The sequence below is a fragment of the Aurantiacibacter sp. D1-12 genome (assembly GCF_028858515.1).
In the GTDB taxonomy this organism is placed as follows: domain Bacteria; phylum Pseudomonadota; class Alphaproteobacteria; order Sphingomonadales; family Sphingomonadaceae; genus Alteraurantiacibacter.
This window is the reverse complement of sequence record NZ_JAPJZJ010000002.1, coordinates 534,194-553,347: the sequence shown is the minus strand read 5'-3', so window position 1 is coordinate 553,347 and position 19,154 is coordinate 534,194. Positions and strand designations below refer to the sequence as shown.

Here is a 19,154-nt window from a genome sequence, read left to right as displayed (position 1 = left end):
GGAGATCGTGTCCATAGCCGGTCGGGGGAATTGAGGCTCGACCAGAGATTGCGGCTGCGGTGTAACGCGGCCTTAGGTCTTCTCGCCTACCCTTGCTTGCATCCGTTGCTGCGGTGCAGTACGAATATGGGTCTGATTTGAAGGGAAAGAGACATGCTGAAGCAAAGCCTGGCGATCGCTGCAGCCACCATGCTGGTGCTATCCCCCATTGCTGCAGAGGCGAATACCCGTGCGGCAGCCGCATCCGTCTCGCTCGATATGGCGCCTTCACAGATCATTGAAGGCGATGATGACGACGATGAGTTTCCCATCTGGGCGATCCTGCTCGGCGTGCTGATCCTGGGCGGTGTTGCTGCTGCTATTGGCGGTGATGTGAGCGAGAATAACGAGGGTTTCCCCGGCAATAACGCTTCGCCGGGCACGGGTGGCTGATTCTTCCGGCGGTCAGGCTGATCCGGTAGTCACCGTCTCCTCACCAGAGCGGTTGGGTGGCCCGCTTCTGCATCTCCAGATCCTGATTGTTCTAGCTGTCGCGCTTGGTGGGGGCGGCCTTGCCTACGGGCTGCGGAACCTTGCTATCCAGCTCTTCGCGCTTGCTGTGTTGGCGGTGAACCGTGACGCGGTACTGGCTTTCTGGCGCAGTGCTCCACGTGCCTTGGTGGCGCTTGTCAGCATATCGGTTGCCCTGCCGCTGATCCAGCTCATCCCGCTTCCCGCGTCCCTTTGGCAAGGGCTGCCCGGGCGCGAACCGGTTGCGGAGAGCTTTGCGCTCGCCGGGCTGGCCAGCGACCGGTGGTTCCCGATAAGTGTTGATCCGATGCGCACGCTGGTGGCTTTTAGCGGGACACTGGCGTCGGCTACGATCATTGTCATCGGGAGCACCCTCCAGAGGCCGGCGAAGCTGCGGCTTGTTGCGGCGGGCCTGCTCGTCATCCTGGCCGCTTTTTTCCTAGGCGCGGTGCAGCTCTCGACCGCGAACAGTCTGGGCCTGCTTTATGGGGAGCGCACCGAGGCCGACGTTTTCTATGCCACCTTTGCAAACCGCAATTCGACAGCGCTGATGTTCGTGGTCGGACTGACACTGCTGGCATCGCTTCCACGGCCAAGGCAGGCGCAATGGCTCTTCGCTGCTGCGATTACCGGCATGTTCTTCGCGCTCGCAGTCGTTTTGACCCAGTCCCGCACGGGAATGGTGCTGCTTGGCGTACCGCTCGCGATCCTGCTGCTGCGTGCAGTTGCCTTGCTGCGAGTGGGCGTGGTGCGGCCGGGCAAGCTGTTTGGCGTGGGCGTCGGCATAGTTCTGCTTGCCACTGGAGCGCTCGGCGCTTCCTACGCCAGCGGCGGACGCGTGGCGGAGAGCGTGGAGCGCTTTGCCTCGGCGGGTGCGGCAGACCGTCCGGAGATCTGGGAGGATGGCCTCTATGCAGCCGGGCAATACTGGCCTGTCGGCAGCGGTATGGGCACTTTCGACGAGGTGTTCCAGCTTCACGAGTCGCTCGAGCATGTGTCCCCGCGCAAGGCGGGCCGGGCGCATAGCGACTGGCTGGAGATCGCCATCGAAGGTGGCATTGTCTCGCTCGCCATGGCCACTGCGTGGCTCATCTGGATCCTGCTCGCTGCGATACCGCGCGGTTCGGCGGAGGGCATGTGGATGCGGCTGGGCGGAGCAGCGGCATTGGCAGCCATTGCCGCGCAATCGCTGCTCGACTATCCGCTTCGTAACCAGACGCTGTTGTGCCTCGCTGCCGTGTGTGCCGTCATGCTCGTTCGCCAGCGAGAGGAGCGGGCATGATCGCACGAGTTCCATTCTATCTCCTGCTTGGCATAGTGGCTGTTCTCACAAGCTTCGCCCAGCTTGACAGGTCCTCGCGTTTCGCGCCGCAGCTGGCGGCATGGGTGCCTCCTGCTTTGTCCGGCTTTGCGGCGGAGCAGCGCACGCGCATCGCTATCGAGGCGCAACAAGGCGATGTTGCGCTGACCGAAGCCCGCAACCTGATCGCCCGACGTCCGCTGCCGGGCGAGCATCTCGCCCTGCTTTCCACTGCCGCGGTACTGGAGGAGGACCGCGTGCTTGCCCTTTCCGCACTCGAAGCCAGCGCAGCGCGCGGCTGGCGGGTGCCGGTGGCGCAGTACGCTTCTGCCCGGGCCGCCCTATCGAGCGGTCAGCATGACATTGCCGCCCAGCGCATCAGTGCCCTGCTTGCGACCAGCGCGTTGGCTGACGAGACCCACGCGCTGCTCGCCGAGCTGATTGCTTCACCCGAAGGTCGCGGCGCGATGGCGCGGCGCTATGCGGCCGGGGGCCACTGGCAGGCGAACTCGCTCACTTCGGCGCTTCCTGCTGCTGATCCGCAGCATGTCGCGCTGCTGCTGGCAGAGGCGTTGGATGCGGGCGCCTCGCTTCCCTGTGAGCGGCTGGCGCTGGTCGCCGGGAGCTACACACCCGAGCAGGCCGATCTTGCAGCCTTGTTCTGGCCGCGCGATTGCACGGACTGACCTAGTTACCTTCCGGCACCTCGAAGGTGCCCGATACGCGGCCATTACCGTCGCGCGAACCGGCGCCATCGACCGAGGATACGCCGGAGTTGAGGTCGATCACCAGACGTCCACCATCAAGCCGGTCCTGCCCGCGGTTGACCGAGACGCCGCCCGACAGCACGATCACCCGGCGGTTGAAGTCGTAAACAGCCGCATCGCCGCGCGCGCGCTCGCTGCCACGCGTCACCACTACGCCGCCGGTGGCGTTGATCCGCAGGATGCGCAGCGCGCCTGCATCGTCATAGGCGATGGTGGTGCGTTCCGCTGTCATGCGCAGGTCGCCCTGCTGGATGATCACATTGCCCGAGAGCACCACGCGGTTCTGCCGGTCCTGCAACTGCCCGCTATCGGCGGACCAGGTCACCGGTGCATTGGAAGTGAGCCCGGTGATGTTCTGCGCGCCCGCAATCGAGCCGAAGCCCACCGCGCCAATGCTGCCAGCCAGCAGTCCCGCGGCGAGGCCGCGCAGGGCCAGCTTGCGAAGGGTGGGGCGATTGCCTGTCATGTCGCTCATCATTCTGGTCTCTTTCATCGTCCGGGCATTTCCATACCGCGCGGGGCGCGGACCTGGCCGGGAACCATCGTCATCCGGGCATTGCCCGATAGCGTGTAGGTGCGGGTTTCCAGATCGACACGCATGGAGTCGGCAGAGAAGCTGCCGGCCGGAAGCTCGCCGGTCACGCGCCCGTCACCGCGCACTACGCGGGCGGGCAGGTCAATCGTCACATTGCGTGCGGAGAAGGCATAGCCATCGGCAGCAGTAAACTGCACGATGCCGGGAACGCCCACCTCTTCATCGTCGATGTCGTATGTACCCGCAGGCGCGCTCAGCACGGCTGGCCCGTCAGGCAGCAGGATACGCGCGGTCAGATCTTCCAGCTGAACCACGGGTACCGCATTGCTTTGCTGCACGGCAGAGCCTGCCATCAGGCTGAAGGGGCGACCCTGCGTGTCCTGTCCGCGGTACATCGCATTGTTCACCCGCAAGCGATCCTCGGCCAGGGCGACCTTGTTGCGATCGAGCAGGAAGCTCACTTCGCCGCGCGGGGAAAGCGGCGTGATCAGCATCATTGCCGCCACTACGCCTACCAGTGCAGGCAAGCCGACGGCCATCGCGCGTACAACCTTGTCGAGCTTGCTGCCCGGGGCGGCGAAGGCCTGGCGCCTGGTGCGCATCTGGTCGGCGGCGAGTGTCATACCTTGTATCTCTAACGCCCGTGCATGGCACATGGTGCCTTACATGTGGCTGAAGATGTCCTGTTCTGCCCATCCGGCGATATCGAGCCGCGCGCGGGTCGGCAGGAAGTCATAGCAGGCCTGTGCCAGCTCCATGCGCCCTTCGCGCTCGAGCCGCTCGATGAACACTTCGCGCAGGCGGTGGAGATAGCGCACGTCCGATGCCGCATATTCGCGCTGCGCATCGTTCAGATTGTCCGCACCCCAGTCAGAGCTTTGCTGCTGCTTGGAGATGCTTTCACCCAGCAGCTCCTCGACGATGATCTTGAGCCCGTGGCGATCGGTGTACGTCCGCGTCAGCTTGCTAGCGATTTTGGTGCAGAACACCGGCCCGGCTTCTACGCCAAGGTAGTGCTCGATAGCGGCAAGGTCGAAGCGCGCGAAGTGGTAGATCTTGATGCGGTTGGGATCGGCCAGCACGGCTTTCAGGTTCGGTGCGTCATAGCTGCTGCCGTTGGCGAAGCGTACAAGGTGCTCGTCGCCCTTGCCGTCGCTGATCTGAACAACGCAAAGCCGGTCACGCGAGGTCACCAGACCCATGGTTTCGGTATCGACGGCCACCGGGCCATCCGCGAGTACGCCTGCGGGCAGGTCTTCTTCGTGAAAGTGTACAGTCATTGCCCGTCCCTTAGTCGCAATGGGGATAGGAGGGAAGGGTGGCTTTGCTTCGCGCGAGAACCATCCGTACACCGGGTTCCATGAGTGATGCCATTCCTGACAGCTGGGCTCCCGTGCTCGACCCCGCGCTTGCCATGCCCGAAGCACGCAGGCTGGGCGGCTGGCTGCGCGCTGAGGAAGAGGCGGGCAAGCGTATCTATCCGCCGCGCGGTATGCGGCTCAAAGCGCTTGAACTGACCCCGCTCGAAGCGGTTAAGGTCGTGATCCTCGGGCAGGACCCGTATCATGGCGAAGGCCAAGCGCATGGCCTGTGCTTTTCGGTGCCCGAAGGCGTTCGACCACCGCCGTCGTTGGTCAACATGTTCAAGGAGATGGAGAGCGATCTCGGCCTTGCACGGCCCGATCATGGCAACCTTGAAAGCTGGGCACGGCAGGGCGTGCTGCTCCTGAACAACACGCTGACGGTGGAGGATAGCAAAGCGGGCAGTCACGCTGGGCGCGGGTGGGACGCGATCACCGATGCCTGTGTTGCCGCCGTAGCGGAGCGCGATGCACCTTGCGTCTTCATCCTCTGGGGCAGCCATGCGCAGGGCAAGGCCTCGCGCATTCCGGCGCTGGGCGCGAGCGACAAACACCTCGTGATCAAGAGCCCGCATCCCAGCCCGCTCTCGGCCCATCGCGGGTTCTTTGGCAGCAAGCCTTTCAGCCAGACCAATGCGTTTCTGGAACAGCACGGGCTTGGCGCGGTGGATTGGGCGCTCTGACCGCGAAGCGCTTGACGAAGTTGACATCGTGACGATGCGCTTTGGTGAAGATTTATCGTTGTTTATCAACAGCCTGGTGACGGCGTGCGCAGTTGACACCTTGCGCGGATTTTCGGACATGATGGCCTCGGTAAACATGTGATCGCTTTGACAAGCGGGTACTTTGTAGGAAAGCTGTTTCCGTCCATGACCGAAGACGATGCCCGCAACGCCTTGGAAGCGCGCCTTGCAGAACTGGATCGGCTCGACGCGATAAGCGCCGAAGGCCGTGAGCCCGTCACCCTGCAGCAGGACAGTGTTGGTCGTCTCAGCCGTATGGACGCCATGCAACAGCAGGCGATGGCGCAAGCCGAAGAGCGCCGTCGCCAGGCCGAACGTGCGCGGATCAGGGCAGCCTTCGCGCGGCTCGCAGAAGGCGAATGGGGTTACTGCGCCAAATGCGGCGAGGAGATTGCCGAAGGGCGGCTGAAGAACGACCCCAGCGTGGCACGCTGCGTGGGGTGTGCGGGGTGAGCATTGCATCCCTTGCAACAGCCCTTCGCAAATGGTCACTTTCGCGCCGCGCAGAAGCGCTTAAAGTAAAGCCATGACACGCGCTCTGATCGCTCGCATTCCGCGCAATGTCGCGGTGATCCTTGCCACTCTTGCCGCCTTGGGCCTCGCGCGGCTCATGACCTACACCGATTGGGCGGCGGCCAATGCCACGCTGGCGGCACTGCTGTTTGCGTGGATCGTGATCGACGCGCTGTGCCTCTCCACCATTGCCAAGGCGAAAGACCGCAAGCCCCCCGTTTTTGCCATGCTCGGCGCTGCGGCATTGGGGGCATTCATAGTGCTGGTCGGTGCTTCGTCGGCGGTGCGCGAGCGTATCTTTACAATGCCAGCCTTGCTCGCTGCGCTGGGTGGGACGGTGCTTCTGTGGCTTGTTCTCGCCGCAACGCGCGTTGCAAAGAGCCGCCGCGCAGGCGCGACCTGGGACGCGGCATTGGCCGAAGTGGCGCCGGGTCCGTTCGTGCAATTCTATCTTACCGAGCTGCGGATGATGCACCTCGCGCTGTTTGTCTGGCGGCGTCCGCCCGATGTGCCCGAGGGCGCACAGGGCTTCGCCTATCACCGCTACCTCACGCCGATGCTCGCGACTCTGATCGGGCTGCAAGTGATCGAGCTCGGGGTTGTTCACCTGCTGCTGGTGCTGTGGAACCCGACGGTGGCGTGGGTGATTTTTGCGCTGACTTTTGCCGGGCTGTTGTGGTTCATCGCGCTGACCAAGAGCTTGCGTCTGATGCCGCTCCTGCTCACCGAAACGACGCTACGCGTGCGCATGGGCACGCTTATCGACCTGACTATTGATCGCGACGCCATCGCGGCGATTGGCGAGACCTTCGATGCCGACACGCTGAAGGACAAGCGCACGCTCGATGCGACGATCCTGAGCGCACCCAATACCACTTTGCGGCTCAGCCGCCCGGTGCCGATGAAGCGCCTGTTCGGCAAACCCCTCATGGTGGATCGCATTGCCCTTAGGCTGGACGATCCAGCGGCATTTCGCGCGGCGTTTGACTAGGCCGTTTTGCGTCCGCGCATTGGCCAAAATGACACAATCAACGTGAGCACCATTGCGGCATAGCTTGCCCACATGTTCATCGCGCCAGAGGGCATGCCGAACACCAGGATCGTGCCGTTGCCACCTGGGATGCCGGTGGCTGCTGCGCCCATGATCACGCCGCCAGTGAGATGGCGCGCCCAGTCTATTCCGCTGCCTATCTTCACGCTGAACCGCCTGCTGAACAGCGATGCCGAGACTGCACCCAGCACCAATGCGGAGGCGCCCGCAATCGCCTTGGCATCGATCATGAGATTGCTCTGGCCCGCAGCCACGCGGCCTTCCGATTGCAGGACCGCGATAAGCGTCCAGCTCCCGGCAAGCGCATAGAGCAGCCCACCGAGCACGCCGATCACCAGCATCGCGGTAAACGGACGCAGAGTGCGGGCATTGCGGCGGAACAGGCTGCGCAGGTTCTGCAAATGGCGCCGTTGCAGCGCGGGTGCGGCGATGCTGATGCAGACGATCAGGGCGAATATGCCGATCAGGTTGGGCTGACCGAACGTGACGGCCCCTTCGCTGGGCAGAGCGATGCGAGACGATGCCAGCACATATCCCGCAACCGAGCCGACCAGCGTCGCCGCGAAGGAAACCTGCCCCGATCCCAGGCGATAGATCGTCCCGAATGCGCACCCGCCATTAATCCGCGCGCCCAGCCCGAAGGCGATCCCGCAAACGAGCGTTAGGAGGGTGACCGGCAGGCTCGGCGCGAGTGTGATCGCTGAGGGAAAGGCCCATGCCAGCGGCAGAATCACACAGCCGGAAGCGGCGGCGGCGATATTGAAGGCGCGGATACGGCCCGAATTCCGCTTCACCGTCCACTGCGCGACGGCATCGACCAGGCAGATACTTCCCTTGCGGATGGCGAACCCCATAACAAAGGCGAGTGCCAGCGCGCACAAAGCCAGCAGTGTGTCGCCGATCATGTCAGGCATGGGTCAATCCGATTCAACCCGCACCATCTCGACTTTGCTGTCGCACGGCCACAACTGGATGTCGGTCTCGGTTGGCGTCATTCGGGCGCGGGGTGCAGCGATGGCAGGTGTGGCAAACAGGCGATGCATGCCTTCAGCGTAACGCAGGCGCCGGGCCCCGTCCATCAGGTCAACGCGGCAGCTCGGTCGCTCCCATTAGCGCCTCGTCCACGCTGGCAGCGCACTGGCGGCCTTCGCGAATGGCCCAGACGACAAGGCTCTGGCCCCGGCGCATGTCTCCGCAGGCATAGATCTGTTCGTCGCTGGTGCGGTAGCTGATTTCGTTCGCTTCGATATTGCCGCGCTGTGTCAATTCGACACCAGCCTGATCGAGCATCCCGCGCTTGCGCGGGCCGAGGAAGCCCATTGCGAGCAGGATGAGGTCTGCCTTCAGCGTGAATTCGCTGTCCGGAACTTCGGCTAGCTTCCCGTCCGACCAGTCGGCACGCACGCATTTCAGGCCGGTGACCTTGCCATGTTCGCCGATCACCTCCTTGGTCAGCACGGCCCAATCGCGCTCAACGCCTTCTTCATGGCTGGAGGAGGTGCGCAGCTTCATCGGCCAGTCGGGCCAGGTCAGCAGCTTGTTCTCTTTTTCGGGCGGCTGCGGCATGATTTCGATCTGCGTGACCGATGCCGCGCCCTGCCGGTTGGAGGTGCCGACGCAATCGCTGCCGGTGTCACCACCGCCGATCACGATCACGTGCTTGCCAGTTGCGGTCAGCGTGCCACGCGGCGCTGCGCGCGCTTCATCATCGCCCGCATTGCGCTTGTTCTGCTGGGTGAGGAATTCCATCGCGAGCCGCACCTCGGGCAGCTCCGCGCCCGGAATTTCGAGCTGGCGCGGGTCTTCTGCACCGCCTGAAAGCACAATCGCGTCAAAGTTCCCTTTCAGCGACTTGATCGACGTATCGACGCCGATCTCGTTGGAGGTTTTGAAGATGACGCCCTCGGCTTCCATCTGTACCGCGCGGCGGTTGATGAGGGTCTTTCCCATCTTGAAGTCGGGAATGCCGTAACGCAGCAGGCCGCCGACACGGTCGCTCTTCTCAAACACCGTTACCGAGTGCCCCGCTCGTGCCAATTGCTGGGCGCAGGCCATGCCAGCGGGGCCGGAGCCGACCACGGCAACCGTCTTGCCCGTCTGCTTGGCGGGCACTTGCGGCTTGATCCAGCTTTCCTTCCACCCGCGATCAACGATGGCGCATTCGATGCTTTTGATCGTCACCGGCCCGTCGGTGATGTTGAGCGTGCAGCTTGCCTCGCAAGGGGCGGGGCACACGCGGCCGGTGAATTCGGGAAAGTTGTTGGTCGAATGCAGCACTTCGAGCGCGTTCTGCCAGTCGCCCTCGTAAACCAGATGGTTCCAGTCCGGGATGATGTTGTTCACCGGGCAGCCGTTGTGACAGTACGGGATGCCGCAATTCATGCAGCGGCTAGCCTGCTTTTGCAGCGCCGGCTCGTCATGCGGAACGACAAATTCCTTGTAGTGCTTCAGCCGTTCCTTGGGATCGTCATAGGTGCGATCCTGGCGGTCGACTTCGAGAAAGCCTGTTTCCTTGCCCACGAGGTCAAATCTCCGATTTGTCCGAAGCCCCAGCGAAAGCTGGGGTCGGGTTGTTCTGAGAGCGATCCCAGCTTTCGCTGGGATGACGTGTGAAGGCGCGCATCACTCTGCGGCCTCCATTGCGGCGGCATCTCGCTCGGCTTCGAGCTGCCCCAGCGCGCGCGCGTAATCCTTCGGCATAACCTTCACGAACTTGGTCAGCGTGTTGTCCCAATCATCGAGCATCGCTGCTGCGCGGGCAGAGCCCGTGTGCAGCTTGTGCCGCTCCAGCAGCACCTTCAGCCGCGACGCATCGTGATATAGCGGATCGCCCATGCCCAGATCATCGACAGTATTGGCGCGCTGTTGCGGCAGGCCCATTCCTTCTGGGTCATCAGCATTAGCATCAAGCGGCAAGAGATCGACCTGCGCCAGGTTGCAGCGCTGATCGAACGTGCCCTTGGGATCGTAGACGTAGGCAATGCCGCCGCTCATCCCGGCTGCGAAATTGCGGCCCGTGCGGCCGAGCACCGCGACAACGCCGCCGGTCATGTATTCGCAGCCGTGATCGCCGGTGCCCTCGACCACTGCAACCGCGCCCGAATTGCGCACGGCAAAGCGTTCACCCGCCACGCCCGCGAAATAGGCCTCGCCAGCGATCGCGCCATAAAGGCAGGTGTTGCCGACGATGATGTTCTCGCCCGGATCGCGGTCCACATTGTCCGGTTGGCGCACGATCACGCGGCCGCCCGAAAGACCCTTGCCGACATAGTCATTGCCATCGCCGACCAGATTGAGCGTTACGCCATGAGCGAGCCATGCGGCGAAACTCTGGCCCGCAGTGCCGGTGAAGTTCACGCGAATAGTATCGACGGGCAGGCCCTTGTGGCCATGCAATGTGGCAATTTCGCCCGACAGCATCGTGCCGACAGTGCGGTTCACGTTGCGGATCTCGCGATCGAGCTGCACCGTGTCGCCCGCGTCGAGCGCCGGACGGCACGCAGCAAGCAGTTCCATGTCGAGCGCTTTGTCGAGCCCGTGATCCTGGCATTCAGTCTGGAAGAGCGCTTTGCCCTGCGGCGGCTCCACCGTGTGGAGCAGCTTGGTCAGGTCCACGCCGTCTGCCTTCCAGTGGCGGATCGTGCGGTTCATATCGATGCGGTCTACGCGGCCGATCATTTCCTCGACCGTGCGGAAGCCCATTTCGGCCATGATCTCGCGCAGTTCCTCGGCGACGAAGAAGAAGTAGTTGATTACGTGCTCGGGCTGACCGACGAAGCGCTTGCGCAGTTCGGGGTTCTGCGTGGCAACGCCAACGGGGCAGGTGTTCAAGTGACACTTGCGCATCATGATGCAGCCAGCGGCAATCAGCGGAGCAGTCGCGAAACCGAACTCGTCCGCACCCAGCAGTGCGCCGATGGCAACGTCACGCCCGGTCCGCAGGCCGCCGTCGACCTGCACCGCGATGCGGCTGCGCAGATCGTTCAGAAGCAGCGTCTGCTGCGTTTCGGCCAAGCCGATTTCCCACGGGCTACCGGCGTGGGTGAGGCTGGTGAGCGGCGATGCACCCGTGCCGCCTTCGTAACCCGAGATTGTCACGTGGTCCGCGCGCGCCTTGGAGACGCCCGCCGCCACTGTGCCGACGCCTACTTCAGCCACGAGCTTGACCGAAACACGCGCGGCAGGGTTTACGTTCTTCAGATCGTGGATCAGCTGCGCGAGGTCTTCGATCGAGTAGATATCGTGGTGTGGCGGGGGAGAAATCAGGCCTACGCCGGGGGTCGAATGGCGTACCTTGCCGATCCGCTTGTCGACCTTGTGGCCGGGCAGCTGGCCGCCTTCACCGGGCTTTGCACCCTGCGCCATCTTGATCTGGATATCGTCCGAATTGGCGAGATACTCGGTGGTCACACCAAAGCGTCCGGACGCCACCTGCTTGATCCGGCTGCGCATCGAATCGCCATTTCCCAGCGGCTGGAAACGGAACGGTTCTTCGCCGCCCTCACCGGTGTTCGAGCGACCGCCGATCCGGTTCATCGCCACGGCGAGCGTCGAATGCGCTTCATGGCTGATCGAGCCGAAGCTCATCGCCCCAGTGCTGAACCGCTTGACGATCTCTTCCGCGCTCTCGACTTCGTCCAGAGGCACCGGATCGTTGGCGGGCTTCAGCTGCATCAGGCCGCGAATGGTGAGCAGACGCTCGGCCTGTTCGTTCACGGACCTGGCGAAGGCGCGGTACTTGTCTTGCGCGTTACCACCCTGCTCGCTGCGCACGGCGTGCTGCAGATCGGCGATATTCGCAGGCGTCCAGGCATGTTCCTCGCCGCGCAGGCGGTATTGGTAGATGCCACCCACATCGAGCATGTTCTTGTAGATCGGATTGTCGCCAAATGCCTCTGCATGGCGGCGCACCGTTTCCTGCGCGACTTCGGTGAGGCCTATGCCTTCGATAGTGGTCGCGGTGCGGGTGAAGAAGCGGTCGATGAAGTCGGAGCTCAGCCCCACCGCGTCAAAAATCTGCGCGCCGCAATATGACTGGTAGGTCGAAATGCCCATCTTGGACATGACCTTCATAATGCCCTTGCCGACAGCCTTGATATAGTTCTGTTCGACCTGCTCTGTCGTCAAGTCGGGCGCCTTGCGCTGGCGAATATCCTCGAGCGTCTCGAAGGCGAGGTACGGGTTGATCGCCTCTGCGCCGTAGCCTGCGAGCACGCAGAAGTGGTGCACTTCGCGCGCTTCGCCGGTCTCGACCACGATGCCCGTTTGCATGCGCAGGCCTTGGCGGGTGAGCTGGTGGTGCACGGCTGCTGTGGCGAGCAATGCGGGCATGGGAATCCGGTCTGGCCCCTGCGCGCGGTCAGACAGGATCAGGATGTTCTTGTCCTGCAGCACGGCTTCGGTCGCTGCCCAGCACATTTCCTTGATCGCCATCTCAAGGCCATCGGCTCCGGTCTCTGCGTCCCAGGTGATATCGATTGTGGCGGTGCGGAAGGCTCCGTCGAGGCTCGCTTCGACCGAGCGGATTTTCTCCATCCCGCGGTTGGTCAGGATCGGCTGGCTGATCTCGAGCCGTTTGTGCGTACCCGCTTCCATGCCGAGCAGGTTGGGGCGCGGGCCAACCATCGTCAGCAGGCTCATCACCAGCTCTTCACGGATCGGGTCGATCGGCGGATTGGTGACCTGCGCGAAGTTCTGCTTGAAGTAATCGTAGAGAAGACGGCTCTTGCTCGAGAGCACGGCAATCGGCGTGTCGGTGCCCATCGATCCGATGGGGTCTTCACCCGCCATGGCCATCGGCTCGAGGAAGCGCGAGACGTCTTCCTGCGTGTAGCCAAAGGCCTGTTGGCGATCGAGCAGACTGACGTCGTGTTCGAGCACCGCCTCGTCATCGGTCTCGATCGCTTCGAGGTCCTTCAGCTTGTACTGCGCGGCTTCGAGCCATTCCTCGTAGGGCTGGGCATTGGCGAGTTCGGCTTTGAGCTCTTCATCCTCGATGATGCGGCCTTGCTCCAGATCGATCAGCAGCATGCGACCCGGCTGCAGGCGCCACTTGCGAACGATATTCTCTTCGGCCACCGGCAGCACGCCGCTTTCAGACGCGCAGATGCACAGATCATCCTTGGTCACGCAGTAGCGCGCGGGGCGCAGGCCGTTGCGGTCGAGCGTCGCGGCGATCTGGCGGCCATCGGTAAAGGCGACCGAGGCGGGGCCGTCCCATGGCTCCATCAGCGCGGCGTGGTATTCGTAGAATGCGCGGCGCTTGGGATCCATCAGGTCGTTCTTCGCCCAGGCTTCGGGGATCAGCACCATCATGGCATGCGCGAGCGAATATCCGCCGAGCAGCAGCAGTTCGAGCGCATTGTCGAGGCAGGCAGTGTCAGACTGGCCGTGCGGCACAATCGGCCACAGCTTGTCGAGGTCCGCACCGAGCAGCTCGCTTTCCATCGTGCGGCGGCGCGCGTTCATCCAGTTCACGTTGCCGCGAACCGTGTTGATCTCGCCGTTGTGGGCGATCAGGCGGAAGGGTTGGGCAAGCCGCCAGCTGGGAAAGGTGTTGGTGGAGAAGCGCTGGTGGACGAGGCCCAATGCGCTTTCGCAATCGGGGTTGCGCAGGTCGTCGTAAAAACTGCCGACCTGGTCGGCGAGAAGCAACCCTTTGTACACGACGGTGCGGCTGGAAAAACTCGGCATGTAGAGCTTAACCAGATCGGGCATGTCGTGCTTTTCGGCGAGTTCCTTGAGCGGGTTTTGCGTCTGCTTGCGAATGACAATCAGCTTGCGCTCGAATGCGTCCTGGTCGGCGCAATTCTCGCCACGTGCAATGAAGCACTGGCGGATTACCGGCATCGAATCGAGCACCGCCTTGCCAAGCCCGTCGACTGTTACCGGAACATCGCGCCAGCCGATCAGCCGCTGGCCTTCCTTGGCGATGAACTTCTCGAATTGCTCGGTAATGAAGCCGCGCGCTTTTTCATCCTGCGGCATGAAGCACATGGCAACCGCGTAGTCGCCTTCAGGCGGCAGGGTCAGGCCTTCGCTTGTCGCCCATTGACGATAGAGCCTGTCCGGGATCTGGATCAGGATGCCTGCGCCATCGCCCAGCAACGGGTTCGCCCCCACCGCACCGCGGTGATTGAGGTTGGCGAGGATTTCCAGCGCCTGTGGGATAATATCGTGCGATTTCGCGCCCTTGATGTGCGCGACAAAACCCATGCCGCAATTGTCATGCTCGTTGCGGGGATCATACAGGCCCTGGGGATCAGGGAAATCGGCGCGATACTCGGTCAAAAGCTACTACTTCCATGTTGCAGTGCGAAGAAATCGCGCTTCGGAACCGGTTTCACCGGTAACGAAACGCGAATCTTCAGCACGGGGCTGCACGAAAATGTCGTGAGCCACCCCTATGGCGACATGAAACTACTCTTACAGGATTTGCTGCACCGCACAAGGGCATGCAATCCTATGCGCGCAACTGCACGTGGAGAAGTGGCCGGATTGTGAAGGTGCGCGGGGTTCTGCGCCGTGGGCTTACTTGCCCATCCGCTGCAGGTTCATCAGCGCCTCGCGCAGGGCGCGCTCGTTGTCGTCACTGTTAGCCGGCTGGCGGTCTGTTTGCGGGGCCTGCACTGGCGCAGGGGCATCAGCGGGGCGATCAAACGGGCGTGCCACATTGGAAGCGGGTGCTTCCTGAGCATCGACTTCCTCTACCGGAGCTGGAGCGGGCGTTGCCATGCGTGTTTCCTGATGCGGGAAGACCACGGCAGGCCGTACAGATTCGACATCGGGCTCGGGCTCGTCGATGCGCACGAATTGTTGCGCGTCCTGCTTGAACGGATTGTTCACGCTGGAAAGCGAGCTGTAGGCAGCATCGCTTTGCGGAGATGTCTCTTCTTCTTCTTCGTCTTCTCCGATCTCTTCGCTTTCAGCTGCAGCTGCAGCGTCGGGCGGAGGGATATCGAAAGACGGACGCGGGGTTGGTGTGACCGATGGCGGGATCGGCGACTCAGCGCGTGTCAGCGGCAATGCAAACGACGCGGCGAGGTCATCCATCTCGTCCTCATCGTCTTCATCGCGAATACGCATGTTCTCGGCCAGTGGAGCGAACTGCTGACCCGGGATTGGGGCGGGCGGAGCAGGCTGATCCGCGTCAGGCATTTCGTCCTCGACCGGAGTAGGCGCTGCTTCGGCGGGCCGACTGAAATAGGCGGCCATGGCTTCGGCCGCATCATCCGGACGCGCGGCTTCGAAATCTTGCGGGATGCTCGGCGCAGCTTCGCTGGCTTCGGCTTCGTTGGCCGGTGCAGGTTGCGGTGCGGCGGCGGCTTCTGCTGCGCGCTGCGCGCTCCATTCACGGTGCTTGTCGAGCGCGTCACCCAGCTTCTGGACCAGTTGCACCAGCCCGACGCTATCTCCCTGCGCTTCTGTCGGGGCAGCGGGAGGTGTCATATCTTCCTGCGGCGTTTCGGCAGATGCGATCTCAGCTTCGTTGGCCGCCTCGCGTGGTGCCTCGAAAGGCTGGGGTACGGCTGGCTGGAAGGTCTGTTTGTCTGACACAAGGTCCTCTTGGGGTTCTTCCGGCATTTCTGCCTGCGCTTCTGTGGCTTCGTCACTCGCGGAAGGTGTATCGAAGAGGCGTGGCGCCGCTTCTGCCTGGGCGGGCGTCTGGCGTGCCATCGACGGGGGGGAGAATGCCAATGGCTCGGCAGTGTTCGAACGATCCCGGAATGCGAAAGGCTGTGGCTCTTCACCAGCCTCCTCACTGTCTTCCGGTGCCACGAATTCCTGGTGTGCAACAGCTGGAGGAGCCTCCACAGGCCCGTCGACGGGTTCCGGTGCGGGTACATCGGGTTCAGATTCGTCGGTGAACTCGACTTCATCTTCCAGCTCGAGAGCCTCTTCCATCAGGTCGAGGCCGGCATCGCCTTCTTCAACGCCGGGGAGCGGGGCGACGGACAGGAAATCGCTTGGTCCCTCTTCCTCTTCCATCGCCAAAGCGCGGCGGCGCTTGCGCTGGCCGGATTCTTCATCGGGGGCATAGTCTGCGTCCGGATAGAATTCTTCGGCTTCGATCCCGTCTTCCTCGAGATCGTCATGCGCGCTGAAAGCGCGACGGGCACCGGTTGCTTCACCGATATCGTCATCGCGGTTGCGGCTCGCATTGGCGACACGCTTTGCAGCGACAACCCCCAGCAGCGCTCCAAAAATGGTCGCGACGAGAGCGATCGCGGCGCGCGCGGTAAAGCCGAGTGGTGGCGCGGCTGCGGGAATGAGCGAAGCAATGCCGGTCGCGCTGACAACGCGCTCGATCAGTTGCACGGGAAGGATAAGGCTGCCCAGCCCCAGCAGCGCGGCAAACCATAGTGCTACGATAGCGGGGAACGCAGGATGCGCGCTTACCGGCGGCTTTCCGCCTCCGCGCCGCGCTTCGTGTTCCTGATCCATTGGCATTGATGCCACGAGCAAATCCTGTTTCTACGCCTTTTCCCGGGTGCGCTGATTAATCAGGCCGCCGCGGAAATCGGGCTATTCGATTTGGGCTCTAACAGGGTTTGGTAAACGACCTGATAACGCTGTGCATTGCGGTGCCAGTCATGATTGTCGCGGACATGTACCTTGCCCCGTGCGCGGAAGGCGTGCCAATCGCTGCGCTGGTCGATCAGATCGGCCAGGGCAACCGCGCAGGCCGCGGGATCGTCTGGCGTGAACAGCATGCCGGTATCGTTATGCGTCACCAGTTCGCGGTGTCCGCCGACATCGCTTGCCGCGACCAGCTTCATCTGCGCCATCGCCTCGAGCGGCTTGAGCGGGGTCACGAGATCGGTCAGGCGGCTCTTCTTGCGCGGATAGGCCATGACATCGGTGAGCGCGTAAAAGCGTTCCACTTCGCTGTGCGGTACGCGGCCGGTAAAAATGATCGCATTGCGGGCGGATGAGGCGGCAGCTTGAGCTTTCAGCGCTTCCTCCATCGGTCCGCCACCCACCATCAGCAGGCGCGCGCCGGGATGCCGCTCTATCAGCATCGGCATCGCGGCGATCAGGTCATCCAGCCCCTCGTAATCGTAGAAACTGCCGATAAAGCCGATAACCGGCCCGCTACCCACGCCGAGTTCTTCGGCAAGAGCATCGTCGCGCACAGCGGGCTCGCCAAACATGGTCAGGTCCACGCCGTTGGGCATGATGCCGATCTTGTCCGGGGAAACGCCGCGCGAAACCAGATCGTCTTTCAGGCCCTGGCAAATCGTCATCACATGGTCCGCGCCGCTGACGGCTATGTTTTCCAGCTGGCGGGTGAGGCGGTATTTGAGCGACCCTTCGCGCGACGTCAGGTTGCCGACCGCAGCATCTTCCCAGAATGCGCGAATTTCATAGACGACCGGAATGCCCAGCTTCTTGCCCGCACGAACGGCGGCGAGACCGTCGAGCGCGGGAGAGTGAGCATGCAGCACATCGGGCCGCCATTCCTGCGTGAGCGCGACGATGGCATCGGTCAGCGCACCGATTTCGCGCCACTCCTTGAGGCCAGCTGGCCCCTCTGCCTTGCCCGGCGTGCGATGGAAGGTGAGGCCGTCTACCTCCTCTTCGGATGGACCATCGGCGCTGTGTCGCAGGCCGGTAATGCCGCGTACTTCCAGCCCTGCCGCTTGCTGCGCCTTCAGAATGGCGCGCGTGCGGAAGGTGTAGCCGCTGTGGAGCGGCAGCGAGTGGTCAAGAACGTGCAATATCCGTGTCATCGCCGCTTCCCCTGCCACATCTTGCTTAACGCAGCGTCAAGACCATGCGCGTATGGGCGACATTGCAATACCTGTTTGGAACCGACGAAACGTGATCGATATCTTCTCCATCCTGCTGACGCACGGCCTGATTCTGGTCGCCGCATGGCGGTTGCTGGCGCGTGAGGATCTGGACAGGAATTCCGGCGATGAAGCGCCACCACCGCCGCCGTGGTTGAAGAACCACGAAGGGCCGCATGGGGGCGATGCCGATGCGTGACATCGTCCTGATCATCTTTATCGGCCTGATCATCGCCATGGGCTTCAAGCGCCCGTTCCTGTGGGTGCTGTTGTATATCTATGTCGATATCGTGTCCCCGGGCGAAGTCGGCTGGGGGTTCATTCGTAGTCTGCACCTGTCGGTGGTAGCCTTTATCGCCGCCTTTGCCGGATATGCCTTGCTCGATACGAAAGAGGGCAGCCGCTTTACCTTCCGCCAGGGCCTGATCGTCGCTCTGCTCGCCTGGTGCGGATACACAACGCTGGGTGCCGCCTTTCAGGATACCGCCTGGGCCAAATGGGACTGGGTGTGGAAGAGCCTGATCTTCGCCGCCTTCCTGCCACTTACTTTGCGCACGCGCTTGCGGATCGAGGCTGCCGTCCTCGTGTACATCCTTTCCATTGCAGCGATTGCCATCAGCGGCGGTGTGAAGACTGTGGCGGGCGGTGGCGGATACGGCTTGTTGGTGCTGCTGGTGCAGAACGATTCGGGGATTTACGAAGGTTCGATCTTCTCGACCGCGGCCATCGCTTCGATCCCGCTGATCCTTTTTCTTGCGCGGCACGGCACCATTTTCAAACCCGACTGGCGGGTGTGGACTTTCGCCGCCGCGCTGATCTTCTCCTGCTTGCTCATCCCGATCGGGACGCAGGCACGCACGGGGCTTGTGTGCATTGGAGTCTTGGGCGTGTTGATGATGCGCGCGGTCAAACACCGTTTCCTGTTCGCCGGCCTCGCCAGCGTGGCATTGGTTGCGTCTATTCCCTTCCTGCCACAGGCTTTCACTGATCGCATGGCAACGATCACCGGATTCCAGTCCGATGAAAGTGCATCTACTCGCCTGCAGGTGTGGAAATGGACTTATCACTATGCGCTGGCAAACCCGACCGGCGGTGGCTTCGATGCCTATCGCTCCAACAGTTTCACCTATGAAGTTCCCAAGATCGAAGGTGAAGGCAACAACCAACAGATCACCTATGAAACTGTGACCGATGAATCGCGCGCCTACCACTCCTCCTACTTCGAAATGCTCGGCGAACAGGGATGGCTGGGACTGTTCATGTGGCTGCTGCTGCAGGGTCTCGGCGTGTGGCACATGGAGCGGATCAGGTGGAGGGAAGGCCCCAAACGCGCAGACCGCGACGTCTGGATGTTCGATCTCGCTACCGCGCTCCAGCATGCCCAGATCATCTTCCTCGTTGGCGCGTTGTTCGTCGGGATTGCGTTCCAGTCGTTCGCGCTGATCCTGATCGGCTTCCAATGCGCGCTGTGGAGTTTCTGGCGCATCCGCCGCAAGGGATTCCAGCGCTCTGCAGTGGCAGAGAAACTGGCGGCGGAGCGGGGAGAAGGCTCGCCTTTTCCCACCTAAGGCTCGACATTTG

At 62.6% G+C, this 19,154-nt stretch carries 17 protein-coding genes; 8 read left to right on the top strand and 9 right to left on the bottom strand.

Annotation, left to right across the window (positions count from 1 at the left end):
* Positions 1–153 precede the first annotated feature (153 nt).
* Genes OOZ52_RS06825 through OOZ52_RS06815 form a run of 3 tightly spaced genes read left to right on the top strand, consistent with a single transcriptional unit; the run spans position 154 to position 2,496 of the window.
* Complete coding sequence (locus OOZ52_RS06825) at positions 154–432, top strand: hypothetical protein (protein WP_274697750.1); 279 nt, start codon at positions 154–156, stop codon at positions 430–432.
* Entirely contained in the window at positions 425–1,792 is a 1,368-nt protein-coding gene (locus OOZ52_RS06820; protein ID WP_274697749.1) for an O-antigen ligase family protein, read from the top strand. The genes OOZ52_RS06825 and OOZ52_RS06820 overlap by 8 nt, the downstream gene beginning before the upstream one ends.
* The gene (locus OOZ52_RS06815; RefSeq protein ID WP_274697748.1) at positions 1,789–2,496 is read left to right on the top strand and encodes a hypothetical protein; all 708 of its coding nucleotides are present in this window, start codon (positions 1,789–1,791) and stop codon (positions 2,494–2,496) included. The genes OOZ52_RS06820 and OOZ52_RS06815 overlap by 4 nt, the downstream gene beginning before the upstream one ends.
* Before the next feature lies 1 nt (position 2,497).
* On the opposite strand, the gene OOZ52_RS06810 is transcribed toward OOZ52_RS06815, so the two are convergent.
* Genes OOZ52_RS06810 through OOZ52_RS06800 form a run of 3 tightly spaced genes read right to left on the bottom strand, consistent with a single transcriptional unit; the run spans position 2,498 to position 4,392 of the window.
* Positions 2,498–3,070: an LptA/OstA family protein gene (locus OOZ52_RS06810; RefSeq protein ID WP_274697747.1), complete on the bottom strand. Its 573-nt coding sequence runs from the start codon at positions 3,068–3,070 to the stop codon at positions 2,498–2,500.
* On the bottom strand, positions 3,067–3,735 hold the full coding sequence (gene lptC / locus OOZ52_RS06805) for an LPS export ABC transporter periplasmic protein LptC (RefSeq protein WP_274697746.1): 669 nt from the start codon (positions 3,733–3,735) through the stop codon (positions 3,067–3,069). The genes OOZ52_RS06810 and lptC overlap by 4 nt, the downstream gene beginning before the upstream one ends.
* Before the next feature lie 39 nt (positions 3,736–3,774).
* Positions 3,775–4,392, bottom strand: a complete 618-nt coding sequence (locus OOZ52_RS06800; RefSeq protein ID WP_274697745.1) for a ribonuclease D — start codon at positions 4,390–4,392, stop codon at positions 3,775–3,777.
* 80 nt (positions 4,393–4,472) lie between these two features.
* On the opposite strand from OOZ52_RS06800, the gene ung reads away from it, so the two are divergent.
* From ung to OOZ52_RS06785, 3 genes are all read left to right on the top strand, one after another.
* A complete protein-coding gene (gene ung / locus OOZ52_RS06795; protein WP_274697744.1) occupies positions 4,473–5,156 on the top strand; it encodes a uracil-DNA glycosylase in 684 nt (227 codons plus the stop codon).
* 186 nt (positions 5,157–5,342) lie between these two features.
* The gene (locus OOZ52_RS06790) at positions 5,343–5,669 is read left to right on the top strand and encodes a TraR/DksA C4-type zinc finger protein (protein ID WP_274697743.1); all 327 of its coding nucleotides are present in this window, start codon (positions 5,343–5,345) and stop codon (positions 5,667–5,669) included.
* Positions 5,670–5,742: 73 nt separating this feature from the next.
* On the top strand, positions 5,743–6,720 hold the full coding sequence (locus OOZ52_RS06785) for a hypothetical protein (protein WP_274697742.1): 978 nt from the start codon (positions 5,743–5,745) through the stop codon (positions 6,718–6,720).
* Here the strand turns inward: OOZ52_RS06785 and OOZ52_RS06780 are convergent.
* From OOZ52_RS06780 to OOZ52_RS06755, 6 genes are all read right to left on the bottom strand, one after another.
* The gene (locus OOZ52_RS06780; protein WP_274697741.1) at positions 6,717–7,694 is read right to left on the bottom strand and encodes a YeeE/YedE thiosulfate transporter family protein; all 978 of its coding nucleotides are present in this window, start codon (positions 7,692–7,694) and stop codon (positions 6,717–6,719) included. The two genes, OOZ52_RS06785 and OOZ52_RS06780, sit on opposite strands and share 4 nt — an antisense overlap.
* Before the next feature lie 3 nt (positions 7,695–7,697).
* A complete protein-coding gene (locus OOZ52_RS06775) occupies positions 7,698–7,859 on the bottom strand; it encodes a hypothetical protein (protein WP_274697740.1) in 162 nt (53 codons plus the stop codon).
* A gap of 4 nt (positions 7,860–7,863) precedes the next feature.
* Positions 7,864–9,300 (bottom strand): glutamate synthase subunit beta, encoded by a 1,437-nt coding sequence (locus OOZ52_RS06770; RefSeq protein WP_274697739.1) that lies wholly within the window; start codon positions 9,298–9,300, stop codon positions 7,864–7,866.
* Positions 9,301–9,402: 102 nt separating this feature from the next.
* Positions 9,403–14,070, bottom strand: coding sequence for a glutamate synthase large subunit (gltB, locus tag OOZ52_RS06765; protein ID WP_274697738.1), 4,668 nt, complete (start codon positions 14,068–14,070; stop codon positions 9,403–9,405).
* A gap of 240 nt (positions 14,071–14,310) precedes the next feature.
* The gene (locus OOZ52_RS06760) at positions 14,311–16,239 is read right to left on the bottom strand and encodes a hypothetical protein (protein WP_274697737.1); all 1,929 of its coding nucleotides are present in this window, start codon (positions 16,237–16,239) and stop codon (positions 14,311–14,313) included.
* Between the two features lie 44 nt (positions 16,240–16,283).
* Positions 16,284–17,513 carry a TIGR04063 family PEP-CTERM/XrtA system glycosyltransferase gene (locus OOZ52_RS06755; RefSeq protein ID WP_274697736.1) on the bottom strand — a complete coding sequence of 410 codons (1,230 nt, stop codon included), beginning with the start codon at positions 17,511–17,513 and terminating at the stop codon, positions 16,284–16,286.
* A 52-nt stretch (positions 17,514–17,565) separates the two neighbouring features.
* On the opposite strand from OOZ52_RS06755, the gene OOZ52_RS06750 reads away from it, so the two are divergent.
* Both OOZ52_RS06750 and OOZ52_RS06745 read left to right on the top strand, forming a co-directional pair.
* Positions 17,566–17,772, top strand: a complete 207-nt coding sequence (locus OOZ52_RS06750; RefSeq protein ID WP_274697789.1) for a hypothetical protein — start codon at positions 17,566–17,568, stop codon at positions 17,770–17,772.
* On the top strand, positions 17,765–19,141 hold the full coding sequence (locus OOZ52_RS06745; RefSeq protein WP_274697735.1) for a putative O-glycosylation ligase, exosortase A system-associated: 1,377 nt from the start codon (positions 17,765–17,767) through the stop codon (positions 19,139–19,141). The genes OOZ52_RS06750 and OOZ52_RS06745 overlap by 8 nt, the downstream gene beginning before the upstream one ends.
* Positions 19,142–19,154: the final 13 nt, after the last annotated feature.